Annotated in this window: 13 protein-coding genes; all 13 read right to left on the reverse strand. The window is 41.7% G+C overall.

Annotated elements, in window-relative coordinates:
* Nucleotides 1–182 precede the first annotated feature (182 nt).
* The gene (locus ACFO6W_RS02100) at nt 183–2,354 is read right to left on the reverse strand and encodes an endo-1,4-beta-xylanase (protein ID WP_379993650.1); all 2,172 of its coding nucleotides are present in this window, start codon (nt 2,352–2,354) and stop codon (nt 183–185) included.
* 20 nt (nt 2,355–2,374) lie between these two features.
* The gene (locus ACFO6W_RS02105; RefSeq protein WP_379993651.1) at nt 2,375–3,388 is read right to left on the reverse strand and encodes a DUF5627 domain-containing protein; all 1,014 of its coding nucleotides are present in this window, start codon (nt 3,386–3,388) and stop codon (nt 2,375–2,377) included.
* Between the two features lie 30 nt (nt 3,389–3,418).
* Nucleotides 3,419–5,188, reverse strand: a complete 1,770-nt coding sequence (locus ACFO6W_RS02110; protein WP_379993652.1) for a RagB/SusD family nutrient uptake outer membrane protein — start codon at nt 5,186–5,188, stop codon at nt 3,419–3,421.
* 18 nt (nt 5,189–5,206) lie between these two features.
* Nucleotides 5,207–8,044, reverse strand: coding sequence for a SusC/RagA family TonB-linked outer membrane protein (locus tag ACFO6W_RS02115; protein WP_379993653.1), 2,838 nt, complete (start codon nt 8,042–8,044; stop codon nt 5,207–5,209).
* Between the two features lie 29 nt (nt 8,045–8,073).
* Complete coding sequence (locus tag ACFO6W_RS02120; RefSeq protein WP_379993654.1) at nt 8,074–9,930, reverse strand: RagB/SusD family nutrient uptake outer membrane protein; 1,857 nt, start codon at nt 9,928–9,930, stop codon at nt 8,074–8,076.
* A 10-nt stretch (nt 9,931–9,940) separates the two neighbouring features.
* On the reverse strand, nt 9,941–13,114 hold the full coding sequence (locus tag ACFO6W_RS02125) for a SusC/RagA family TonB-linked outer membrane protein (RefSeq protein WP_379993655.1): 3,174 nt from the start codon (nt 13,112–13,114) through the stop codon (nt 9,941–9,943).
* 706 nt (nt 13,115–13,820) lie between these two features.
* Nucleotides 13,821–16,247: a glycosyl hydrolase family 95 catalytic domain-containing protein gene (locus ACFO6W_RS02130; protein WP_379993656.1), complete on the reverse strand. Its 2,427-nt coding sequence runs from the start codon at nt 16,245–16,247 to the stop codon at nt 13,821–13,823.
* Between the two features lie 14 nt (nt 16,248–16,261).
* Complete coding sequence (locus ACFO6W_RS02135; RefSeq protein WP_379993657.1) at nt 16,262–16,525, reverse strand: sialate O-acetylesterase; 264 nt, start codon at nt 16,523–16,525, stop codon at nt 16,262–16,264.
* Nucleotides 16,526–16,528: 3 nt separating this feature from the next.
* Nucleotides 16,529–17,863: a glycoside hydrolase family 43 protein gene (locus tag ACFO6W_RS02140; RefSeq protein WP_379993658.1), complete on the reverse strand. Its 1,335-nt coding sequence runs from the start codon at nt 17,861–17,863 to the stop codon at nt 16,529–16,531.
* 13 nt (nt 17,864–17,876) lie between these two features.
* The gene (locus tag ACFO6W_RS02145; protein ID WP_379993659.1) at nt 17,877–19,820 is read right to left on the reverse strand and encodes a glycoside hydrolase family 97 protein; all 1,944 of its coding nucleotides are present in this window, start codon (nt 19,818–19,820) and stop codon (nt 17,877–17,879) included.
* Between the two features lie 30 nt (nt 19,821–19,850).
* Complete coding sequence (gene xyl3A / locus ACFO6W_RS02150) at nt 19,851–22,436, reverse strand: xylan 1,4-beta-xylosidase (RefSeq protein ID WP_379993660.1); 2,586 nt, start codon at nt 22,434–22,436, stop codon at nt 19,851–19,853.
* 15 nt (nt 22,437–22,451) lie between these two features.
* Nucleotides 22,452–23,822 (reverse strand): glycoside hydrolase family 43 protein, encoded by a 1,371-nt coding sequence (locus tag ACFO6W_RS02155; protein ID WP_379993661.1) that lies wholly within the window; start codon nt 23,820–23,822, stop codon nt 22,452–22,454.
* 3 nt (nt 23,823–23,825) lie between these two features.
* On the reverse strand, nt 23,826–26,279 hold the full coding sequence (locus ACFO6W_RS02160) for a glycoside hydrolase family 31 protein (RefSeq protein WP_379993662.1): 2,454 nt from the start codon (nt 26,277–26,279) through the stop codon (nt 23,826–23,828).
* Nucleotides 26,280–26,712: the final 433 nt, after the last annotated feature.

The following is a 26,712-nucleotide window of genomic DNA, read 5'->3' on the forward strand; positions in this document are numbered from 1 at the left end:
CAAGGAAGCTCATATTCAATTATTTGTCGAACGTTGTATTTGTAGGACCGGATCTACCTACCCAATAACTGATATCAGGTAGGTAAACCTTGCCCCTAAAATGCTAAATGGATAATTAACTTAAAATCAAAATTATAATATTCTATTGTAATAAACTCGAATATATGCAAGGAGCGTTAGAATTATTTAGCAGACAAACCCTCTGCAAATCCGGCATAAGCATGTTTGCGATTATAGTCCGAATTCCAGAGGCCGATCGGCTCGCCGCCTCTCCAGCTCGAACTTGCCGGACTATCCGTGGCGGCCCATTGTGTAATACCATAACGCTGAGCTTCCGGAATAATCTCGAAGTAAGTTTTCACAATGTATTTATAAAGTTCGGCTTGCTCACGGAGCTGTTCGTCAGTGGCATCTTCCGTTTTAATACCCTTGCCGTCAACATTTATACCCATATCCAGTTCAGATATTTTTATCAGCTTACCGGTAGCGGCCAATAGTCGGAAATGTTCAGCAATGGTTTCCTTATTCACTCCATTTAAGCTAACATGCATCTGTGTGCCGATGCCGTCTACTTTCACACCTTTGCTTTCGACATACTTCACATATTCAATCAGTCCCCGGCATTTATCCAGACTGTTTTCAAGACCGTAATCGTTGATAAAGAGTTTATCGTCAGTATGACCTTCCTGACTACGCGCTATCCGGATAGCAGTTACTGCGTAATCTTTACCCAGGTAATCCTGCCAGTAGAACTCATCGGCGCCCATATCGGTTTTACCGACACCGGTTTTCAGTTGGGAAGGATCAGGCCAGTCTGACATCGGCTCGTTCACTATATCCCAAGCTTTGACGGATTTGGAAACGGTCATTATACCCGAGATCCATGTTTCTAAAGCGTTCGTGAGAATTTCCTTTTTCTCTTCCGGAGTTTTTATGATCCAGATACCGCCTTCCGTATATTTCTCAAACCTCATGTTATCGAAATAGTAATTAGTAGCGGTTTTCCCCAAATTAAACGCGATAGCTGTCACTCCGGCCGTATTGTCATCGATGGTAATTTCCTTTGTATAAGTGGTCCATTCGGTAGTAGAGTTAATGGTACCGACAAAATCCCAATGTTTGTAGGACTGAGGAACGATATGTGCTTGCGTTGAGAATGAAGCCGGAGCATCGGCGCGGACATTCATGATGAAACGATATTTTTCCCCGGTTTCAGTGGCCGTCGGAAATGTCATAAAGAACTGACAATCCCAGTCATTGGCGCGAACTTCCGCATTGGCGATTTTCAAAGCTCTTCCTTTTCCATCAAATCCCGGACTTATAAAAGACTGAACGGCATTACTGTTGCCCGAATAGTTAGAATTATCACCGGTTTCAAAGTCGGCTCCTGATACTGGTACATATGAAGGTCCGCCACCGGAACCGTCGTTATACTTTTCAACGGTAATATTGTCGAAATAATACGTAGTCGCCGTCAAACCAAGATTAAATGCGATGGTGTTAGCAGTAGCCTGGTCGTCCGAAATCGTAATTTCCTTTGTAAAGGTCGTCCATTCGGGAGTAGCCGTAATGGAGCCGAAGAAATCCCAATGCTTGTATGCGCCCGGTGCAGTATGTGCCTGGGTACCGAATGTTGCATTCGCTTCTGCCCGCACATTCATCGTCAGCCGGTATTTTTCGCCTGCCGCCACCGGCTTTTGGAAGGTTACAAAAAGCTGACAATTCCAGTCATTTTCCCGTACTTTCTCGTTGACGATTTTTAAGGCCCTGCCTTTGCTTTCAAATCCTTCGCCTGTAGCAGTAAAGCTTATTATATTTGTAAGATTGCTTGAATAGTTGGAAGCATCATCGGTTTCAAAGTTGGCACTGAAAAAGCTGTCCCATGAGGGTTCACCCGTACTCGGGATAAACTTGTCGGCAATCAGGTTGTTTAAGTATTTGGCATTCTGATTGGCATGCCAGCAGAGAGTATGACCGAAGACCGAGACGCCGGCCTTCTGGGCTGTCTCCAGAAATGTAGTTACATTGGCGAGATTGAGGCTGCCGTCGTCTTGAACTACTGCTCCATGTTTCATTTCCCATCCGGCTACGATTTCGTCGAAATTACTGTTTGCAAGCCTGTAAACAACACCTTTTGCGTTATATTCCGATACGGAAACCCCGAGTCCCAACTTGAAATTGGGATTTGCCGTACGGTCAATGTAGGACTTTAGTACATCATAATCGTTTAGGTATTTCAACTCCGCTATCGATGAAGGTTCTCTAACATCGAACATTAGCGGTGCATCGTCAACACAGGAAGCCAAAACAACCGTCGATATCAAAGTCAGTAATATTTTATTAATATATTTCATACGTACAAAATTTAAAAGTTTTACTTCAGAACCGGTTTAAAAGTTTCCGGTTTGACGCCCCGGTCGCGAATGACGAGCGTATCAACGGTAGAAACCTGCATTTTCCCGAAATTAATATTGTAGCTGAGATAGATAGCGTCACGATCCTTATCGCCCCAGCTTCTCTTTTCGCCTTTGACAACGTATTGTCCGCTTCCGCTCATTGTAACTCCCTCACTGCCCGATGAAACAGTACATTTACCAGAGTCGTCGAAAGAGAGTAGCAGCGTACAGTCAAGTAGATCGCCTGCAGCGTCTGTGATTCTGAGCGGCAGTTCAACCATATTGAGAGAGCGGGTATGAGTACTGACCACTTCGTCTTTTTCGACATACTCTTTGTGACGGATTACGGTCTCATTCTTATCTCCGGTTATCACGTCCTTACCACGACGCAGGTAGTTGGCATGATATTTATTGATATACTTGATTGCATACAAGATATAATCTTTCGGAAGAACGTCCCAGTCTTCGGCTCTCACTCGATTTGGAGTATTCGCCAACGGGGTTCCGGTAAGGATCTTGTCAACATTCTTCACATCGGTCATTACCAACGGAATCACATAAGTGTTTTTAACAGCGAGGGGATCTGCGAAGAAAGCGTCAGTCAGCTGAACAACTACTCCTCCCAGAATTTCACCTTTTTTGATTACGATTTTTCCGGTGGAAGAAAGGGTGTAATAATTGGAAGGCATGGGCTTTACTTCGGCTCCGCCGTCGAAGGTCAAGCCGTTGCATAATGCATTGTCGATGCGAAAACCAATCTCTACATCCTTCTTGTTTTCATAAACTCCGCCCATTGTAGCCATTATCTGGCACTTATGCTCGTTGTCGAGGGAAGTGTCATATACATCCTCACCGATCACTATCGTGCGGACAGGCGTCTGGTATGCGAAATAAACGGCAGTATAGTCGTAGTCGGGAAATTCCCAATCACCATTCTTACAGGATGTGAATATTCCGCTTATAATTATCAATATTAACAGATATTTTTTCATTTTTCTTCATATTATTTGTTTGACATAAGACTACCATCCCTTGTTCTGAATGAGGGCACTGAATTTAAGCGTTTCATCATAAGGGATAGGACCATAATACATGTAGTCGGCATATGAACGATTTTCCACTGAAGGTATAACTTCATGTACTCCAGCAGTGATATTTATACCTTTTGCCGCCTCAGTGATTGGCGCTTTCCAGCGGCGGAGATCCCAGAAACGATGTCCTTCGAAACAGAGTTCGAGACGGCGCTCGTTATGTATAAGCTCACGCATAGCATCTTTGTTTCCTTTTACAGATTCAAGATAGGCGTCGTTATTATCTTTCCCTACACCTGCCCTGGCACGGATAGCCTTGATGATGTCGTAAGCCGAGTAACCGTTACCACCGGCTCCGGTAGGGCCCCAAGCTTCATTTGCCGCTTCGGCATAGCCCAATAATATTTCTGTGAACCGGATGAAAGGCTTGTAGTGGAACTGATTTGTTGGAGAACTCGGATTGGCATTCACATCCTGACGAAGCAGTTTTTTCATATAATAGCCTGTACGGGTAGAGGTTTCTGCATGTTCAAGAGCATCGTTGTTTATACCGTCGGCGGCAGTTGTTATTACTGAGTTTTGGCTTCCGGCTTTGCTGCCATTATAGATAATGTACAGGCTCAAACGCGGGTCGCGGTTAGCATATGGATTATTGGGGTTGTATCCGGCAGAAGTGTGAGTAATGGGATAACCGTTAGCCATCGGAAAAGCATCTACTAAATTCTGTGTTGGGTTAAGACGTCCGCGTCCGAAAATAGAAGGAGGGAAATGGTCTTCTTCGAGGGTACGGTTTTCCTCGCGTCCGCCCCTCCAAAGTATTTCCTTTACATTTATCCCCGAATTGGTATTGATAATATCTGAAGCATTGGCATACCATGTCAAACCTTTGGGATCTATCTGGTTTGCAGGATTTGATCCCAGTCGGTTAAGCACGATAGCCATCTGTTGAGCTGCATCTTCCCATGTGTATGAAGAACCTGTGCTATACGCCGGACTAGCGGCCAGTAAGGTAGCTTGTGCACGAACGGCCTCGGCGATAGCTCCACTCATGCGGTTGCGCGACAAATTACCGAATACACGGGTATATTGAGCTGCTGTTACACCTTTAGCTTTATATTTCTCCGGCACCAGGCTTTCACTTGATATGTCACCATAACTTGATGGAAGAAGGCTGGTTGCCAGCTCTACATCTGCATAAATCTGGTCGATACATTGCTGAAATGTATTTCGAGGCAGGTTGAATTCGGAAGAGACCGTTTCGGAATGAGTGAGTATGGGAATACCCAGGCATTGTCCGTCTTCACCCCATCCAGCGTGATTCAACAGCAGATGATACATGTAGAGGGCGCGCATACCATAGGCGTCACCTTTCATGCGGTCTCTGAACATTTCGGATACTAATGGGTCACTTGCCCAATTCACATCATCTACGAGTTCGATGAACTGGTTGATATACTGCACCGATGCACGGAGGTATTGCCACCTGTCCATTGGATTATTGTTCGATCTCCACTGTCCGGTAGCCATACGCCGGTAATTATTGCCGGGATCGTTCGATACGGCATCATCGGTAGCAACATCATTGAACGACCATGAGCCCAGTGGATTGCTTATATAGGCATGTCCCAACAAACCTTGCGCAAAACTCGGCTCGTTATATAACGATTCTACGTTCCTGAAATTCTCGGGAGCTGGTTCGAACAGGTTTTCGCAGCTTATGAGAAAGGGAATCATAACTAATAATTTGAATATATTTTTCATACGATTATTTTTTTTTAGTTAGAATGTCGCTTTCAAACCAAGATTGTAGAAGCGAGTCTGAGGAGCACTACCCACATTCATCTCCAGGTGTTTCCTTTCTTTTGAAATTGTTAGAAGGTTATAACCTCCAAAGTATATACTGAGTCCTTTGACAAATTTATCTCTAAAGACATTTTCAGGTACATCGTAGGTTAGTTGCACCTGCGATAACCGGAAAGCATCGGTCTTGTAGAGCCAGAAGTCGGAATTACGGAAATTATTGTCTCCGTTGGTCGTCGTAAGACGCGGATAGGTTGCCGTGTTCTTCGTTTCTTCCGTCCAGCGATTACGTACAACCTCCGAATACTTATTGTTGCTCCTTACCCAGTAATAGCTACTGTTCTTGAATCCTTTACCTCCATAATTACCGCTTCCCATTACAAACAGGGTAAAGTTTCGGAATTTCGCCGTAAAATTGACGCCCAAAGTGAGTGGATTGTCCCAGCGTCCGAGGAATACTTCGTCGTTGCTGTCGATACGTCCATCGCCATTTTGATCCTTATACTTTATATCGCCCGCTTTCACCTGTCCGAAAGTCTGGTTAGCTGCTGCCGCTTCGGTATCATCCTTGAAGAACCCTAGACTTTCCAAGCCCCAGAGGCCGTTGAGTGCCCTACCCACACGTGTTTGGTAGTCGAATTCATAAGTTTCGTCGCGCCGTGAAGCTGTAATAGTATTATACAGTCCACTTACACCGAATGTAAGATCAAATTCTCCGGCTTTTTTGTTCAGGTTTATACTGAAATCTACACCCGAACGATCATCTATATTATAATTTACATAAGGGATGATGGAAGAAGTGGGGTAACCTACCTGAGTAAAGTATATAGGATACAGGGACGTAGCGCGGGTTATGCCGCCATCCATCTTGTTTGAAAACCAGTTCAAATCAAATGTAATCAGCTTGTTCAGCAGAGAGCCGCGAAGTCCTATGTTCACTTCTTTGCGTTTAACAAACGTAAGGTTGGGATTATTGCCGCGGTTATATTCGGTAGCAGCCTCTCCGCCAAGGTCGCCCCATGACCACCATCCTCCTCTTTGCAGGATACTCTCATAGAGATAATAGCCCATTTCGTTATCACTTGTTGTGATATCCAGATCCTGACTGATGATACCACCCGAAACCGACAGTATTAAATCGTCAAGAGCAGAGATATTTTGGAACACAGGCTCTTTAGTCAGACGCCATCCTAAGGTAACCGTTGGTGAAAATCCGGCGCGATTGCCTTTCGGTAGTTTTGCCGAATAAGGCACGGCCGCACTGAAATCGGCATAATATTTTTGGAGAAAGTTATAAGAAAGCTGAAGTCCCAAATTAATGTTTGTCATGTTATGATATTGTTCGCTTAATTGACGTTGCCAGCCATTAGCTACCAACATAGCATAGAAGTTGTGGGTATTGTTGTAGACTTTTGTATAGTCGAATTGCCCTGAAAAGAACTGGGTACTCCTGTATGACGTATTGTCAATATTCTGATTTCCTGTCTTCTCGTCTTTTCCGTACTTTGTGAGACTTGCAATCACATCTTTCCCGTTGTAGTTTGTCCAAACCGGAGAGTAGGTCGCATAGGTGTTTGAATATGCCTGATTGTAGGTTGAAGCATAGTCAATTCCGTATTTTGTACGAAAGAAAAGACCGTCCAAAACATCGCGGAGGTTGAAATCTATGCCTGCATTGAACTGGAATTGACGACTTACAAACTTATTTTCGCCTCCTGCATAAGCAGCTGCTATAGGATTTGTTGGGTCCAGCTGTGTACCGCCCAGGAAATATTTTCCGTCGATAATATAATTACTTGCATTTAATAATGCCAGCGAGTGCTCATCATTCCCTTCGATATAGCTAATTGGTATTAAAGGACTTACACGATTGGGACGTAACGTAGCCGCACCATTCCAAAAATCTCCGTTTGCAGTTTTTAAATCATAGAATGTCGCATTCGCATCCACTTTGGCCGAAATCAATTCGTGCAGACTCAGATCAATATTACCGCGCGCAAAGAGGCGGCTTGTACTGTTGTCCTTAGCATTTCCTACATTCAATAACGAACCTTCATTATAGTAACCTACCGTTGTATAAAATCGCGAACGGTTGCCACCGCCGGTTATTTCCGCCATTGCTTCAGAGCGGGCATATGCCTGTTTAAGATAATCGGAAGAATAAAAATCGACATTTGGATAACGGTACGGATTGGCACCCGAACTGTAATTATAAATATCTTCTCTTGAATAAAGAGCCGTAAGTCCGTCGTTTTCGCGGGCTTCATTGTATAACGACATATATTCCGCCGAGCCTAAATATTTAGGATATGCCTTCGGAGTATTCACTCCGAGGTTGGCACGTACCGATATTGTACGTTTACCTATTTTACCGCGTTTCGTGGTTATCATTATTACACCTTTTGATGCACGGCTACCATATAGCACGACTGCCGCAGCACCTTTCAGAACAGTTATTTGCTCAATTTCGGTAGGAAGGACGTTATTGGCATCGCGGGGAAATCCGTCAACCAGTACAAGATATTCGCCCATACCCCAGATACCGTTGCCTATACCTCCGACTACATCCAGGTAGCCCAAACTGCTTAGACTGTATGATTTAGACATCAGTTCTGTCATATCGATATATGAAACGCCTCCCATGAAGTCTTCCTTATTAACCTTACGAAAAGCGACTTCTATGGCTTTATCGTTATCGATGCTCAACGTATCGATGTCTGTATCGAAGTCTGTTTTATCCGTATTCTGAGCGGTGGCGTTGCCGCAACAAAAGGCTAGTATTGCGCAAAATACGACTATTTTTTGTATTTGTTTCATTACTAATTCTTTTAAAAGTTATCAATCAGTTACCAGCCCGGATTTTGCCCAAATTCAGGATACAAGCTGACATCGTCAGTTTTGAGAGGAAGCCAGTAGTGCTTGGACGAAAGATTGCGGGTTACAAGGATTTCTTCTTTGAAATTTTTCACGCCGTTTTCTTTCGGGTCCGCAGCAGGGTCAAGCTGCGCTGCACGGTCAAATCTCTGACGGGTCTTTATATTGTAAGGGTATTCCGTGAGAAGCAGCCAACGGCGCAGATCGTTGAAGCGGTGCGCTTCAAACGATAGTTCTACAGCGCGTTCCCTGCGTAATTCGTCCATGAATCCATCAAGTGACGATATATATTTAGCATTCAGGTGTCCTATACCTGCGCGATCGCGAACGGTATTGATGGCATCTGCCGCCGTCTTGGAAAATTTACCTGATTTACCGGTTGCTGCCCCATAACCTTGAGCTGCAGATTCGGCGTACATCAGATAGACGTCGGCAAGGCGCAGCCAACTCAGGTGGATATGGAGCGCGGTGCTGTAACCATAGTCATTGTCGTATGTATTAGCTCCAATGGGGATAAATTTATAATTGAGATAACCTGTACGGCTTTTGTTGCGGTCATCGTTACTGTAATTCCCTCCTGTATAAAGATTTGCATACTGATATTCGTTTGCCGACTGGGTTACTTTCCGTCCATCGTAGAGAATGTCGTTATAGAAACGCGGATCACGGTTTTTCCACGGATGTGTGGGGTCGAAACCCGATTCAGGGTCATTCAGCGGCAATCCGTTTGCCATTCCGTAGTAATTGACGTAGTTTGCCGTCGGACATAATACAATGTTATCTCCGTTTGCCATGGCCTGTACCTGATATGAGTTTGCCTGCCGCCAATATGAGTCTGGTCCATAAGTCGGCCCTCTCATGATGGCTTCCGTTCCACCGGGCATCAACCAGCTTTGGTGATTGGTATAAAATAACGAACTGTAATTTTCGAAACTAACTAATGAATACTGGGTCTGTCCCGATTCGACAAGGTTGAGCAATTCACCAAAAGTGTCAGCAGCCCGTTTGCATAAATCAGCATCGTATGTTCTGGGTCCATTAACTCCGTTCGCCATCAATGGACTGCCTGCCCACAACAGGTTTTTGCCAAGGAATCCCAATGCCCATATTTTATTCACACGCAAGGCATTTTGTCCCGATGTGCGACGTCCGATTTCGGTGTCGTCCCAGTTGACAGGCAATAAATCGGCAGCTTTACGGAAATCGGCAGCTATTTTTTCCGCACATTCTCTATATGTCATGCGTGGTAAAATTAGTTTTTCATCGCTAGGTAATACATAGTCAATATATGGAAGCCCCCCCCAATATTGTATCAGTTGGAAGTGAAACCATGCCCGGAAAAAATAGAGTTGACCGGCAATAATATCTTTTTCAGCCTGGGAACCGTCTACCATCATTCCTTTTTCCAAGGCTTCCAGTCCCATGTTGGCCTTGCGGATACCTGCCCAGGAGCCTCCCCATAGAGATTTAGCAAACCTGTCACCTGTACTGCTCCAGGTTCTGTCGAGAAAACAATCACCTTTGTTAATATAAGCACGGTAGTTGCCTCGGTCGATATGGAAACCCATTAGGTATTCCCCGCTTCCGATAGTGATAATTTCGTCTTCGCCCCAATTAAAAGAGCTTACCCAGTTGTGTTTAGCCACATCTGGGATCAGGGCGTACATTTCTTCCGTAAACCCTTGAAAATTATTAAAATTACGGAATGCCGTCTCGCCGGATATAACTGATTCCGGATCACGGTCTAAATAGTCTGTGCAGGAAGTAATCCCAAACAATACAGAAAGTATCCCGCAAAATAGATAGTATTTTATATTTGTTCTTATCATGGGATGGATTTTATAATATTACTTTAATACCTATATTAAAACGTTTTACGGTCGGATACGCTCCTTGTGAAGCCCATCCCGTACCGGCAAAGTTCGATTCCCGGTCGTCAGGCATTCTTGTCCACAACCAGATATTATTTCCGTTCAAATAAAACTTTAAACTGCTAAGGCCTAGTGATTTTACCCATTTTTCGCTAGAAAACGTATATCCTATTTCGGCGTTTTTCAAGCGTATGTAGGAGCCGTCGTACATATAACGTGTACCGGGCGTATAAGAACTTGCAACTGTGCTCCATCGCGGTAGTGGCACATCTGCATTCGGGTTGTCTTTCGACCAATAAGAGCCTTCATCGAATACAGTGTTGCGCGTTCCGCCAAGGCTGCTAAATACTACCTGACGGGTCACATTTGTTACTCCATAAAATTGAAGGAATGCGCTCCATCCCTTGTAATCTACTCCCAATGTTGCATTGATAGTATTTTGGGGAGTTCCCGAAAAGCCGTAAGGAATATTGTCGAAAGTAGAAATAACACCGTCGGCATCGTAGTCGAGGATGATATAGTTGCCTGGCATACGGGCGTCGTCAAGAGCATCATGCGCAGTGCTACCATACAGTTCGTCGTAATTATTATAATAACCATGACTTACATAAGCATATGGCTGGTCGTTGGCTTTGCCCGCCGCTTTTTGGTACTCTGGTTTTAATATGGCGTCATCTTTTTCAATAACTTTGTCTTCAGCATGTGTATAAACCATATTCCCCCACAACCGCAAGTCCCTGTTAAGTTGCTTGTTCAGACGTAGTTCGACTTCATATCCCTGCGTATTAACTTTTCCAAGGTTAGCCGTTGGCGCAGTAGTTCCGAAATAAGAAGGAACAGCACGTGAACTTCCTGCAATCAGAACATCGGAACGTTTATCCTTAAAAAATTCGAAAGTTCCTGTAAGCAATCCGTTAAATATAGCCAGTTCAAGGCCGAGATTCATTTTCGTAACCGTTTCCCAATGCACATTGGGATTTCCTACAGCTGCTTCCCGATACCATTTATATGGGCTTTGGGGTGGGTTATTGCCGGTCAAGCCCTGAAAAAAACCTCTGTCCGAGAGGTATTCCCATGTAGTCATATATAGCCATCGGCCGTTGACCTGATCATCGCCAATTTGCCCGTAAGAGCCCCTTATTTTCATCATATCCAGCCATTTCAGGCCAAGCGATTTTATTATTGGCTCTTCAGAAACCATCCATCCGAGTGCTCCGGACTGGAATAAAGCGAAACGATTATTGGAAGCAAACTTTTCGGAACCGTTGTATGCTCCGTTATATTCGGCGAAATATCTTCCGGCAAAATCATAAGTGGTACGGTATACCCAGTTTTCACGATAGGAAGGTATCATGCTACCTGTTGCATTTTCCTCGCGACTGAAGTCACCCATTATTCCTATATTATGTTTTCCGAACGAATTGTTGTATGAGATCCGTCCGGAATAGTACAATCGGCGGTATAAACTCTGGTTATTGACCTGGCCTGCTCTTGCCGTCCAGTTAAAAGTGTTCTGCGTGTCGAATTTGTTGTTTACGTCGATAGTCTGGTCAGTATAAGATTTTCCGGTTTCGGGATCAATCCACTTATGCAGGTTGGTGTTCTGGTATAGATTGTTAATACCTCTTTCGGTTTCCTGATAGCTATTGTCGAACGAAATCTGTCCTTGCACTTTCAAACCTTTCAGCAGCATGCCCAGGTCCTGTTCAAGAACAAAGTCGGTAGTAAGGCGGTCGGTGGTAATGTATTCGATACCGGTTGTCGCGATTGATTCTACTGAGTTTTGAGCAGCTTGCGTGGGACTCGGATAATAATATCCCCACGAGCCATCGCTGTAACGCGGGAGAAAGCAGTCGGGCGCTATACCATACAAACCTGCCCACATGGTATATTCATAACGTTTATCTGCAGGGGTTGTCCTTTTTCCATGTGAGCCTGACAGATTAACGCGTAAAGTAGTGGATTTTGTAAGTGAGAAATCCAAGTTACTACGAACATTGAGGCGATCGAACCCGTATCCGAGTTTGTCATGGTAGCTAAAGTCGGTGTCGTACCTGCGGAAAAGGTCGCCTTCGTTCACATAGTCCACGTTTGTGAAATACTTTACAAAGCTATTTCCGCCCGAAATGCTGACATTCGCATTGTAGGACATTCCGAAATCTTTGAGCAACTCTTTTTCCCAATCTACATTCGGATATCTTTCGTATTCTGCGAGATTTGCCGGATAACGGTATTTTTCGATGACCGATTGCGGAGTCATGTAGGCCCATGCTTCGGGTTTAAGTCCCAATTCGCTCTCTACTACTCGGTTGCGTACACTTAATGCATCATAAGAGTCCATTGTTTTAGGTAAACTTGAGGGCACTTTTATGGTTGTGCTTATATTGATGTTGATTACAGGACGTCCTTCCTTTCCGCGCTTTGTGGTAATCAGTATAACACCATTTGCCCCGCGCACACCGTAAACGGCTGTTGCAGATGCATCTTTCAATACAGAAATTGTTTCTACCGAATTAATATCGACACTTGTCATCGGGCGTTCGATGCCGTCAACAAGGACAAGCGGGTCGGCATTGTTCCATGAACTGCGTCCACGGATGATGATGCGGGGATCTTCCTCACCCGGCATACCGGTACTAGACATGGTTACAACGCCCGGCAGGTTACCAGTTAATGCTGCTCCGATGCTCGATACACCACCGGCGCGTTCCAGCACTTTACCTGTCGTTTGAGTAATGGCACCTACGACACTGGCTTTTTTTTGTTGTCCGAAGCCGACAACGATTACTTCCGACAAGCTAACTTCATTTTCTTTCATGACAACTGTAATATTGTCTTTCCCGGCGGCAATGTTCACATCTTGTGTTACCATTCCCATATAGGAAATGACAAGTGTCTGGCTTCCTTCCGGAATGCTCATGGTAAATTTGCCATCTACATCGGTAGCCGTGCCAACTGAAGCTTTACCTTTCAGCACAACGACAGCTCCAATAATCGGTTCGTTATGGTCGTCCAGTACTGTTCCCCGTACAGTCCGGTTATTCTGCGCGAACACCGACAAACTACCGAAGAAAACGAGCAGAAGCCATATACATGCCGACCGAATTTTTCTTTTCTTTTTTGATTTGTTTTTCATTCTCATACGATTTGATTTAATTGTTATACAAATTCGTTTTACTTTTATTTTTTTAAGTGTTAACTTGCGATAAAGTTAAAGAGTGTTATTACCGAATGACATTTGTTTTTAGATATTTGATATTTGATTTTAGATAATTTTGAGTATTTCTTTATTGATTATTTATCGTAAATGTTTCATATTCTTTAACTGCCGTTACATGTCCATAAAAGCTTTCTCTCGATGATTATGATTATCTTAGCTTTATGGGAAATATGTTTAGGTAACACAGTGATTATCTACGATACAGTACAAAAGAGACTATAGCTGCCGGTTTACCGGTAATAGCAAATAACAGATTGAGTCATGAGACAGTATTACACATTTTTTGTCTGAGAGAAAATTTTATCGTTAGAGGAAATTCATGGTTTGGAATATGAAAATGCAGAAGGATTATTTAATTATCGATGAAACCAGAATAGAAAATTAAGAAAGCGATTAGTTCCGGAAATCTAAATAATCTATAAATAGACACAAAACCTCATCCCAACTTTGATAATTAATACTCATAGGAAATACTCAATGGTTGGAAAGGCAGCCCCATTTTTACCTTTTTGTTTGCAATCTCAAAGAAAATTACTCCTTGTATCTTTATGGAAATCCTGCATTATTTCCTCATAGCAGATAAACAAACCCGCATTCCGGAAATGTTGCAATTAAAAGATTGTGGAATTTATATAAAATGCTTTCGTAAAAAAACATACTTCTTCCCGGCTTGAGTAGGAACATCATATTCAAATATCTCTTTTAATGAAATCCCTTTCAGTGAAGCTTCCCGGGATATGATCGGTTTTGCAATGTCAGCCGGGGCCAGAAGCAGATTAGAGTTATTACCTTCTGATTTACTTAATTCTTTCCCGGTAAGAGGTACATGCGCGCGAATACGCAAGTTACCGCCAAGCTTCGACAATATTGAAATTTCCGAAACCTCGCCGTCCTTCCATTTCATCGAGATCTCGAATCCGCCACGTGCCATAATCCCTGAAACCGATCCATTTTTCCATACATCGGGAAGAGCCGGTAATAAGTGAACTGCGCCATCGTGACTTTGAACGAGCATTTCAGCGATGCCTGCAGTTAATCCGAAATTTCCATCGATCTGGAAGGGCGGATGCGCGGTAAACATATTAGGATATGTTCGTCCGTCTTCGTTCCCTTTTCCTGCCAATGTTAACATATTACTCACTATTTTATATGCATGGTTACCATCAAGCAGACGCGCCCAAAGATTCACTTTCCATCCGATAGACCATCCTGTAGCCATATCCCCCCTGTATATTAAAGAGTTTCGGGCCGCTTCGAATAACGCGGGATTAGTATATGGTGATATCTGATTACCCGGATACAAGCCATACAGATGCGAAACATGACGATGCTCGTTTTGGGGGTCATCTTTATCTTCCAACCATTCCTGTAATTGGGAGTATTTCCCGATATGCATAGGAGGTAGTTTACTTACCATAGCCAGCAGCTGATTCCGATACTCTTCATTTTCACCCAGAATATTGTTTGCCTGCGCTGTTCTGGTCAACACATCGAAAACAAGTTGATTATCCATTGTACAACCTGCAGACACTGGCCCATGCTCGGGAGAGACTGAAGGGCAAACTACCATCCACCCATATTTGGGATGTTCTACCAAAGACGATAGAAAATAATCTGCTGCACCTTTCATTGCAGGATAGACATCGGCCAGATATTTCTTATCGCCGGTAAAAAGATAATGTTCCCAAAGATGTTGAACCAACCATGCTCCTCCTGTGGGCCACATACCTGCCGCCGCAAAATCGATAGGACTGGTAACACGCCATATATCCGTATTGTGATGTGCAACCCATCCTCTCGCACCATACATAGTTTTTGCGGTTTGCTGCCCACTTTCCGACAGGTCTTTTACCATCTGTATCATCGGTAAATGCATTTCGCTAAGGTTGGTTACTTCTGCCGGCCAGTAATTCATTTCTGCATTAATATTGATGGTATATTTACTATCCCAGGCCGGATACATACTGTTACACCAGATACCTTGCAGGTTAGCAGGCTGCCCACCGGGTTGTGAAGAACATATCAACAAATAACGTCCAAACTGTGTCAATAGTGTAACCAGCGCCGGATCATGATTTTTCTGAAAATCAATAATTCGCTGAGTAGTCGTTGATTTCATCGCTTCAGGTACATTTCCCAAATCGAGCTTGAAACGCCTGAATTGCTTACTGTAAATATCCGAGTGATTTTTCAGTGCTGACCTATAATCTATTTTTAAAGCTTTAGTCAGAGCATCGGAAGCCTTTTTAGCCGGGTCGCCTTCGACAGATTTATAATTGATAAAATTGGTACCTATCGAGATATAGATGGTCGCTACTGTGGCACCAGATATCGATATTTTACTGTCTGTAACCTCGATCTTTCCATCCTGATTTTTTATCTGTGTATGTATTTGATAACGGATCTTTCCTTCTATGCCCTCATGATCTGAGCCTTTACCTTCCAGTATCAATGTATTATCTTTTTTTGAGATCGTATGTTGGGACTGGTTGGTATATTCCGTCTCAAAGTTAAGTGCTCCTTTCTTCCCGGCGGTAATTCGCATAATAATTACATCATCAGCGAATGAAGAAAAAACTTCACGGGTATATTTTACTCCGTTTACAGTGTAGCGTGTAGTGGCCAAAGCCTTGTCCAGATCAAGCTCCCGGCAGTAACCCTGATAGTTCTGGTGTCCGGGGAAATTAAGTATGACACTACCTGCCGTTTGGAAAGGCATTCCATGTGTTTTGGTAAAGAATGTCCGGTTTATCAATTGGTCTGCCTCCGGGGTCTTCCCCTCAAATATCAGTTCGCGGGCTTCTGGTAATGCTCCTAAAGCCTTTGGATTATCGTTTCGGTATGGACCTCCGCCCCAGATTGTTTCTTCATTCAACTGTAACTCTTCCTTTTCAGGGATGCCATATATCATAATTCCAAGCCTTGAATTACCCAAAGGCAAGGCTTCTTCCCAGATTTTGGCAGGTGTGTTGTACCATAGTTTGAGATCCTGTGCCGATAAGTCGTATATTAATATACAACACATTATAAAAATATACAATCTATGTTTTATCATCTTTACGTTACTTTTTATTTATACAAGGTCAACATTTGTTTCGCATAACGTCTGCCTAACTCTCGATACCCTTCTGCACTAAAATGCAGACGATCTGCAACCCCTTCACATCCATCGGAAGGTATGATGCAGGCATTAGGAATAACATCCGGTAACGTCCTTATTATTTCATTCATTCCTGAGCAAGCTCCATTTTGGTCTGCATTAACCAGTTCGCCGACAAGTAGAGGTATCGAATTAGCTTCAAGGTTTATATCTCTTAAGAGATTATCATACACGCCTTATTTAAACTCCCAATAATCTAAAAAGAAAAGATTGTCTTTTTGAGAATTACTTTTAAAACAAAGATACAGATCATGTACACCTCCGGCTCCCTTAATCAGGCACGACATAAGCTTATATCTATCCATAGCTCCCGAACGTGTTACAGGTAATGTTCCTATAAGTTTCCCTGTAGTACTACCCAGGCGAAGCTCAATATACCCCCCATCGACGCTACATGCTGCCATAACAGAAAATTCCCGGGCGCCCTTTTTGAAATCAATCCCACGGAGGCATAAAGACTCATTATTATCAATATTTGTCAAACAAATCCTGCCATCAGGCATCTTTTCCGTTTTTAGACCGTAACCCCACGCCATAGTTTCAGCCTCTACGCGGCGGTAAGGGTTGAATGGTTCGATTTGCTCCAAAATTGTCTCCGCCCAATAAGGTACTTCTTGGATAGTCCCATCTGTATTATAGTGCATTTTTGCAGCCATAGACGATCTCCGCTCGTGATGTTTAAAGGTTTCCAGATGCATTAATTCATAGCTTAATCCGAAAACATAAGAACTACCCTTATAGTCGATAATGCCCGGATGATTTCCCCGGCTACGGTGAGTTGGCTTCATGATATGCCCTTTAGTTGTCCACGGGCCGGTTGGCGAATCGCTCATAGCATAACCGATCCCCTCAGGACAGCAAGTAGAGGCAAATGCCATATAATAATGCCCATTTCTTTTATATACCCAAGGCCCCTCCTGATAATGTTCCGGTTTATTTTCCAACTTCACGATGTCGCCTGAATATGATATCATATCCTCATTGAGTTTTACATAGTAAACATTTGGATTACCCCAATACATATAAGCCTGACCGTCGTCGTCAATGAATACGCTCGGATCGATATCGTCCCAATGCTCTTTTTGCCATACAAGTGGTTTGTTTATAGGGTCTTTAAATGGACCATAAGGGGTATCGGCTACAAGTACACCAATTCCCTGACCGTGCAGGGGGCAATACATATAGAACTTTCCGTTCCGCTCAATACATTGTTGTGCCCAGGCTCCATTATCGCGTGTTGCCCACTTAAAGTCTTTTAAGGTTGCAACTATTCCATGGTCAGTCCAGTTTACCATATCGGTAGAAGAATACAGCAACCAGTCCAACATCTTAAACCCTTGAGCATCATCCTCATCATGAGTGGTATAAAGAAATACAGTATCATTGTAAACCATTGGAGCCGGATCGGCCGTATATTTAGTTTGAATAAGAGGGTTCTGAGCAGAGCTGACAATAGGCAAGTTCAATAATATTTGAACGAGTAGTGGCAAAAATATTAAATGAGTTTTCATATCTATTTATTTTTTACTTTGATAATACAAATCCGCCTCGTGACTGAAGGGTTACTTCCAGAATTCCGTTTTTATTTATATTCACTTCTTTTTGTATAATTTCTTGCTTCTTACCGTCACAGATGAGCCGTACTTTCATCCCTGCATACATAGGTAGTTCTAATTTCAGGTTTAAAGGTTCTTTCTGTGCATTTACACCTGCAACATACCATTGGTCGCCGGATCGCCGAGCTATCACTGTGTATTTTCCGGGATACCCATCAATATATAATGTTTCATCCCATGTAGAGGGAACTTTTTTCATAAAGTCAAGAGCAAAATCTTTCGTATCGAAAAGGTTATTGGGTGTAAGAGCAAACATCTGTACCGGATTTTGAAAAAGTATAGCAGTCGCTAATTGAAAAGCATCCGTAGTCAGGCGCTTTTGTCCTTCTTTATTTCCTTTGTTAAGGTATTTATTTAATAAAACGCCTCCAAACTCCATAGAACCGACAGTATTGCGGATAAAAGGATGAAGAGATGCGTAAAAGGCTTCATCATTTCTCACGCCTTCCGAAAAAATCAACATTTCGGAAGCCAGCACCGCTTCGCTTCCGACATAATTCGGATACATACGTTCCCAACCACGAGGAAGGGTGCAGCCATGAAAAATAATCATCAGTCCGTAATCGTTGGCATCGGATAGTATATCTTCATACAAGCGCATTGTTTCTTGTTTATCTCCACCGAAAAAATCGACTTTCAAGCCTTTAACTCCTGCATCTTTTAACCATTTCATCTCTTTCTTACGCTCCACTGATGTACTCATTTTATTTCTTGGTCCTTGTGGAGCATCATTGAAACCCCCGTTAGAATTATACCATAGGAAAACATCTACATTTTTAGAATTGGCATATTCAATCAGTTTCAACATCTTGTCATAGCCGATATTAGTATCCCATAATGCATCTATTAAGATATATTCATATCCCATTTCAGATGCCAGGTCAATATATTTAACCTGATCATCCCAATTCATACTATTATCCTGCCATACGATCCAACTCCATGTTCCTCTACCATGTTTATAGTTCTTTGTTGGTTCATATAACGGTTCTACTACATCAAAAGGGATGGTAGTTTCTACAATTGGTCTCAGATTTTCGCCTATGGTAATTGTTCGCCAAGGTGTAGTGCCAGGCAAGCTTAACTGGGCACCAACACTCCCAAACCCATTGTTTTCTTTCTGATTTGGATATTCGACAGTATACAGACCCTCTTTATAAGCACTTAAATGTGAGGCGCAATATAAGCTGCTTACTCCCGTTTCGGAAAGTAAAGCCCAACCATCCTCTCCTACCTTGAAAAGTCCCGGAAATACATAACCTGTATTAGACTTGGTATCTCCGATAGGAACGTCAGCCTGATAACCTGATTCGTAACTAGGAGAAGTCCGGGCAAAAGCTCCCATTGGGCCCATCATATAAGACAGGAATGCAGTCGTGTATGAAGGAAAACGAAAGCCTGTGATCTCTGCCACTACTACGCATGCCCTACGATCACCCCATGCAGGAAGTTCGTACCGGAAAGCAATATCATTATTACTTATTTGGAAAAGAACAGACATCTTTTGTTCTTTTCCATTCTGAAAGGTATATTTCAGCGTGTTCGCTTCATAGTTTACCTCTGAACGTTTAATTTTATCTTGTGTATATGTTTTACTTATTTTATTTTCCGATTTTCCAACAAACGATAGACCGGTACTAAAATCACCTTCGTTTGTTTGTAATCCTAAAGGTGATTTTTCAAGGATCACCGCATTCTTATAATTTACAGTATACAACAGTTTTCCATTCTCGATAAATATTTTCAGATTTAGATCTTTGTTAGGACTTGTAATTACAGCTTCTTGTGAACGAACAAATGAAGATGTTATTAAAGAACAAAAAAGTAAGATTAACGGTAAAAAAGTTTTCATAGCGTTTTTGTCAGTTATTATTTAAAATTGTCAGATTAATGTTATGTTTAGGGTTTGCAGGTCTTTGTTATCAGAACTAGTCCCATAAAGAATCTCATAATCGCCGGATAATATGTTCATCCTTAAAGTTGCAGGATCATACCATTCAAAAAATGAAGGTTCTAGCTCAAATGTAAGATCTTGTGATACATTAGGAGGTAGTTCTATTCGCTTGAATGACCGAAGTGTTTTTATCGGACCGCCACTATCTACTTTTTTCACATACACCTGAACTGTTTCAGAGCCTGTGCGTTTTCCCGTATTTTTGACGGGGATAACCAACTTTATTTTTTCTCCTGCTTTGGCTGATATACTACTTGCGGTAGCCCTACCTATATCAAAGGTTGTATAACTCAGTCCATAACCAAATGGAAAAAGAGGTTTATCTTCCAGATATCGATAAGTGCGCCCCTTCATATCATATTCTTCAAAATCGGGTAGCTGATCGATATTTTCATAAAATGTAATAGGTAATTTACCTGAAGGATTATATTTTCCAAAAAGGACTTCAGCTATAGCCTGCCCCCCTGACTGACCGCCATACCAAGCCTGCAATATAGCTTCACAACTTTCACTTTCAGGCATTAAACCTATAGCTGAACCCGAACAGTTGACCATGATTACTCTTTTTCCAGCCTTCTTCAATGCCTTTATGCAATTTCTTTGTGAAGCTGGTAATTCAATATCTGTGCGATCACCCCCTTTAAATCCAGGCATTTCGATAGGCATCTCTTCTCCTTCGAGTTCACCCGATATTCCTCCTGCAAATACGACGACATCTATATCTTTTAATCTGTTGACAAGACCTTTATAGTCGACAGGAGATTCTTTCCCCATGTCGAAATTCAAATTCGCATTTGTAAAATCGTAGTTCTGTGTGAAATTTATTTTTATATCATACTGTTTTCCTTTTTCCACTTTATAAGGAGTGCGCCTGGCGACAAACCGCCATGAGCTATATTCAGAGACAAGTTCATTATTAATAAAGAGCTGGCAATCTCCTACTGATTGTATTTTGAATACAATTTCCTCAGTTTCCGGCGCAATAAATGATGTTTCATAAACAGCTGAAAAATTTTGTAAATTGACTTTATCGGCAAAGGGATGCTGGCCTGTTGTAGATAGCCTCATGGGTTTATCGTACTGTATAGTATTTATCGCATCTCCGGTTCGTTGTTTATTATTCCAATATGTTGCTTTAATCCCCGTTTTCCCATCAGCCGTAGATCTTGTTATATAAGACTCAAGAATCATATCATCTACTATATCACAACCCTTTTCATAAAAAATATCTTTACCTGCAATAGACTTAATACCTTCTAATATAGTTACCGTTTTTACGGGAATACCATTGTAGTTACCCCACATCAATTTTGCATCATCTGCATTAGGGCCGATAACAGCTATTTTCTTTTTGCTGGAAAGAGGTAGGATATTATTTTTGTTTTGTAACAAAGTCATCGACTGGCGAGCCATTTCCAACGCTAAGGCCTGATGTTTCTTACAATTAATTATTGTATCGGGAATATTTGCCCAAGGTACGATTGAATTATCATCAAAATCTCCTAATCTGAAACGTTCGGTCAATAATCGCAAAACACTTTTATCAATATCAGCTTCATATATCAAGCCCCGTGAGACAGCGTCGACCAGTTCATGATAAGTATATCCAAAACCACACTCTACATCGGTACCCGCCAATACACCCTTAACCGCTGAATGTAGTGCATCGGATGATACTTTATGAGAAGTATAGAAATCTGCAATTGCGCCGCAGTCAGAGACGACCATACGCTTAAAGCCCCACTCATCGCGAAGAATACGTTTTAATAAATGGTTGTTGCCACAACAAGGATCATCATCCTGACGATGATAGGCACACATTACCTGACTCACATCTGCTTTTTGGACTAAGACCTGAAACGCAGGCATATATGTTTCCCACAGATGCCGATTGTCCAGATTATTCAGGTTTAGCACATGTCTGTTCCATTCAGGTCCTGAATGAACTGCGTAATGTTTGGCACATGCTAAAAGTTTCTTATATTTTGCATCTTTAGGTCCCTGTAAGCCGTTTACAACCGATATGCCCATTCGCGAAGTAAGGTAAGGGTCTTCACCATATGTTTCCTGACCACGCCCCCAACGTGGATCGCGAAAAATATTTACATTTGGTGTCCATACCGACAACCCGTTATCTTGCCTGCGTTCATCTCCTTTCTTCTCTCGAAAATGAAATATGGCACGCGCTTCATCGGATATGGCATCGAAAACATGGTATAACAACTCATCGTTGAAAGATGCAGCCATTCCGATAGGCTCGGGAAACACTGTTACTCCTCCCTGATTAGCTACTCCATGTAAGGCTTCGCTCCACCATGCAAATTTCTTTACTCCTAAGCGAGTGACTTCGATTGAATTATCACCCATCAATCCTACTTTTTCTTTTAATGTCAGACGTGATAAAAGGTCTTGAGCTCTTTCTTCCGGAGTTAAATTTGCATCTTTATAAGGCATTATCTGCGCGAATGATGCGATATAGCAGCATAACGCTGATATAAGTATTATAATCCTCATAATATTAAGTAATTATTATTTAAATATCCAATAATCAAGATTGAATAGTTCTCCATCAGCTCCCTTAAATACAAAAAACAAGTCGTGGATTCCGCCTGTTTTTTTCACCTTAGCGGAAAAGCTGCCCCAAGTATCTGAATTCCCTGTTTTATCGATTTTGCATATTCCTATCAATGCTCCATCAGCTTCATCCAAGCGAATTTCGATCTCTCCTCCTGCAACCGGGGTCGCAATAATTTCAATAGATTTAACTCCTTTAGCAAAATCAACGTTTCTCGCTTTTATATAATCATTATTATGGATTGAAGTCAGATAAACTCCTCCTTTACTATCTTTCTTTGTCTTCACCCCCTGTCCCCAAGCCATAGTTTCGGCTTCTGTCCGTCTATAAGGATTCAGTGTTGCAATAGGAGAAACACCTTCTTTTGTAGGTTTTATGTTTGGGAAAGTACCATCGGCATTAAAATTAAACTCTTCGATGCATGTAGAACGTCTGAACCCATGTTTGGATATTCCTTGATTATGGTAAAAAAAATAAGATTTTCCCTTATAGTCCACAATACCGGGATGGTTGGTAAATGCCAGATCTTCGTAGCCCTTATTCATTATTACACCCCTATAATTCCAAGGTCCGTTAAAAGACGATGCTGTAGAATAAGCTATATATTCGGGGATACCACCAACCGCATATATCATATAATACAATCCGTTCCGTTTATAAAGCCATGGCCCTTCTTCAAACAACGTATTTGCACGGTTGGGATCATTGCGTTCCAAATATTCAAATTGTTCTTTATTCATATCCAGTTCCGCAATCCCCATTTCTTTATCATAAGATATCATATCCTCATTGAGTTTCACATAGCAGACTTTACCATTACCCCAATAAAGATAAGCTTGTCCGTCATCGTCAATATATACTGTAGGATCAATATCTCCCATTTTACCCGTATATACTAATGGCTTGCCAATCGCATCTTTGAATGGTCCGGTAGGACGATCGGATACAGCCACACCTATCACATGCCAGTTTCCCGGGTATTCGCAGCATACATACCAGTAAAACTTCCCGTTTCTCTCTATACACTGGGCTGCCCAAGCAGATTTGGGCTTTGTCCATTTGAAATCTTTATAGAAAAGCTGTACTCCATGATCAGTCCAGTTTACCATATCGACCGTAGAAAATACCTGCCATTCATTCATATCGAAATAACTGGCGGTATCCGCATCACAGCCCGTATAGAGAAATAATGTATCATTGTACACCATGGGGGCCGGATCGGGAGTATAAAATGTTTGGATGATGGGATTCTGGGCCCTTACCATCACTACAAATATGAAAGAGAATGTTACTGTCAGTAAATAGTAATTCAATTTATATCCCATATATTATAATTTTAGTTCTAATTTGTTTCCATTATATTCTACTTCTTTTTTCGTTCCATCCTGAAGTATTACAGTGAATTTTCTATTCGATAACATACCTTTATACGAACCTTTTCTTTCTCCAATGGTTAATTTGTGAGCAGAATCATTCCATGTAACAGGTATTTCTGTATATTCACCTTTTTCATAATTGTAGTTGTCAAACTCATCCTCATATAAGATGAAAGAGCCATTTGCTCCTGTATAAACCCGAAGCTGCAGATTATCCCATTTTTTTTCGGTAGCATATTGCACCTTTGGCCCAAGGGGGATTATACTGCCGGCTTTAACAAACAATGGTATCATATCAATTGTAGTTTCTAAAGTTATCTGCTGTCCACCATTATATTTTTGATTTGTCCAGAAATCATACCAGACAGTACCTGCCGGTAGATATACATCCGTAGCCTTTTTCTCTTTAAAGTTTACGATCAGATTCCCATCAGCATCTCTTGATTCGGTACGGTTCCATCCATCTTCTTCATTTACTTTTACTACTTTTTCTGTAGTATATTGGGCATTGACGATAGGGGCTACTAAAAACGCTTTACCAAACATGAATTCATCATTCAAATTCAAGGCATTCTTATCTTTTGGAAAATCCATTACCAAAGCACGCATAAAGCTCGATTGTTTATTCGTTACTTCCCACGATGTTGAATAAATATAAGGTAATAAAGAATATCGTAAATTGATAATTTTCTCTATAGCATCGTATATCGGTTCGCCTTTCTCTCCAAAATGATATATTTCCCTGGGAGTATCTGTCCCGTGTGAACGCATCATCGGATTAAATGCTCCGAATTGCAGCCAACGCACATAAAGTTCCTGGAATAGAGGATTCTTAGTTGCGCTACCATCATTCCAATTCTTATTGTATTGTCCTGCAAAAAAGCCACCTATATCACTGTTCCAATGAGGTAGGCCACAGATGGAAAAGTTGAGTCCGGCAGGTATCTGGTTACGCAATGATTCCCATGAAGAACCGACATCACCCGACCATACATTTGCTCCGTAACGTTGCTGCCCGGCAAATCCGGACCGGGTTAGAATAAATACACGTTTATCCGAATTTTCGGCACGCTGATGTTCGTACACCCCGCCTACTGTCATTAAAGGGAAAGCATTCCTTACCTTTCGGAAAGAGCCTAAGTAAGTTTTCGTATTCATATCTTCCGGCTTCCAATCTAAATGATCAGGCTCGGTAGAATCCATCCACCACCCGTCCATTCCGTATTTCAATATGCCTTCGCTTAGATATTTCCAGTAAATGTCGCGGGCTTTGGGGTTATATGCATCGTATACGCGTACGCCTGACGGATAGTCTCTATCCGGTGGCCAAGAGTCCATACCAGACTGAGGCCATGTGGAAAAATTGAATAACATTCCGTTCTTATCCAGCTCCCTATAAGGCTTTGTTGCCGGACCAAATGACGACCAGATAGAAATAATCATATGGGCATTCATGGAATGTATATCGTCAACCATCTTTTGAGGATCATTAAAATCCGGATTCTTAAAATCCATTGCATTCCACAGGTAGTTATGTCCCCAGTATTGCCAATCTTGAATTATACCATCGATAGGAACACCTATTTTTCTGTATTTTCTTACTACACCTGTAATTTCTTCTTGACTCTTATAGCGTTCTTTACTTTGCCAATAGCCATATGTCCATAACGGAAACATAGGTACCTGCCCTGTAAGGTTTCTCATTTGAGCTATAACTCCATCAGAATCGCTTCCCTGCATGAAATAATAATCAATGCAATCCCCCACCTCAGATATAAATGAGGTTTCCTTCTCGTCGTCTTTGAAAGTGGTCGGGGAATAATTATCCCAAAACACTCCGTATCCTTTGTCTGACTGAAAGAATGTAACCACATTCTCAACATTGCCTTGAATCAGGTATTTGGTTTGGTTACGTTGCACCATTTTTCCATTTTGCAACTGGCCTAAACCATATATAGATTCATCTCTATCGAGCAGATAAGGCTGATATACTTTGAATGTCTTAGTTCCTGCATCATTAAATTCGGTGAATACAGGAGCTTTTTTCTCTTTAAATAAAACTTTATTATTGATATTGTAAAAAGTAATTAGCCCTGTTTTCAGATTTACATTAACAAGTAATTTGCTACTTTTTAGTGTTACAACATCACCCTTTTGTGTTACAGTAAATGCTGTATTTTCGGGTGTTGCCACGACTGAAAGACTCTCTTTTGTATATTTCCAGCCGTTGGGTGATTTGACCACTCTAATGGTTGACGGAGTGTAGAATTGCAATTCTATACTTATAGAATCAATCTCAGTTTTGATTCCGTTAGCTGTTTTCTGAAAGTTTTGGCCTATTATTGATAAGCTTTCTATCAGCAAAAAAAACAACCATAAAAACTTTGTAATTAATCGGCTTTTCATGATTAAAATATTTTGAATTTAATTAATATGTTAATCTTAGTGTTGGTAATACAAAATTACTGATATAGACACTTCATTTACTTCGTTTTTAAACAATAAACCTTATATTTTAGACAGATCATATAATATACTCTCTATTTTAAATAAAAAGTCCTGATCCCCTATTATATTATTGCTGTTATCTCAGGATTCGGGGAATTTGGCTTTTTACTGTGGTTTATTCAGAAGTTAAATAAATTCGGTTACGGTTTAAAGTATCAAACTCTTTAAAGCCTTTTTTAGCGATTTTTGGTCAACGCTAGTATGATGTATTAGGTTTTTACTGGATATTCCAACTCTTTAAAAGTATAAATAGGGTTTTGTTAGAAAAGCTCCTATCCCGAATCTATGTGAACGATCAAGGAGCAAGAAGAGAATGATACCCTGCATTGTT

The organism is Dysgonomonas termitidis (genome assembly GCF_042654545.1).
GTDB lineage: Bacteria > Bacteroidota > Bacteroidia > Bacteroidales > Dysgonomonadaceae > Dysgonomonas > Dysgonomonas termitidis.

What these genes read in the sequence shown, in the direction of transcription:
- ACFO6W_RS02110 (WP_379993652.1), bottom strand. Translation starts at nt 5,188, where the DNA reads ATGAAAAATATATTCAAATTATTAGTTATGATTCCCTTTCTCATAAGC.
- ACFO6W_RS02145 (WP_379993659.1), bottom strand. Translation starts at nt 19,820, where the DNA reads ATGAAAACTTTTTTACCGTTAATCTTACTTTTTTGTTCTTTAATAACA.
- ACFO6W_RS02140 (WP_379993658.1), bottom strand. Translation starts at nt 17,863, where the DNA reads ATGAAAACTCATTTAATATTTTTGCCACTACTCGTTCAAATATTATTG.
- ACFO6W_RS02160 (WP_379993662.1), bottom strand. Translation starts at nt 26,279, where the DNA reads ATGAAAAGCCGATTAATTACAAAGTTTTTATGGTTGTTTTTTTTGCTG.
- ACFO6W_RS02130 (WP_379993656.1), bottom strand. Translation starts at nt 16,247, where the DNA reads ATGATAAAACATAGATTGTATATTTTTATAATGTGTTGTATATTAATA.
- xyl3A (WP_379993660.1), bottom strand. Translation starts at nt 22,436, where the DNA reads ATGAGGATTATAATACTTATATCAGCGTTATGCTGCTATATCGCATCA.
- ACFO6W_RS02120 (WP_379993654.1), bottom strand. Translation starts at nt 9,930, where the DNA reads ATGATAAGAACAAATATAAAATACTATCTATTTTGCGGGATACTTTCT.
- ACFO6W_RS02105 (WP_379993651.1), bottom strand. Translation starts at nt 3,388, where the DNA reads ATGAAAAAATATCTGTTAATATTGATAATTATAAGCGGAATATTCACA.
- ACFO6W_RS02100 (WP_379993650.1), bottom strand. Translation starts at nt 2,354, where the DNA reads ATGAAATATATTAATAAAATATTACTGACTTTGATATCGACGGTTGTT.
- ACFO6W_RS02155 (WP_379993661.1), bottom strand. Translation starts at nt 23,822, where the DNA reads ATGGGATATAAATTGAATTACTATTTACTGACAGTAACATTCTCTTTC.
- ACFO6W_RS02115 (WP_379993653.1), bottom strand. Translation starts at nt 8,044, where the DNA reads ATGAAACAAATACAAAAAATAGTCGTATTTTGCGCAATACTAGCCTTT.
- ACFO6W_RS02125 (WP_379993655.1), bottom strand. Translation starts at nt 13,114, where the DNA reads ATGAGAATGAAAAACAAATCAAAAAAGAAAAGAAAAATTCGGTCGGCA.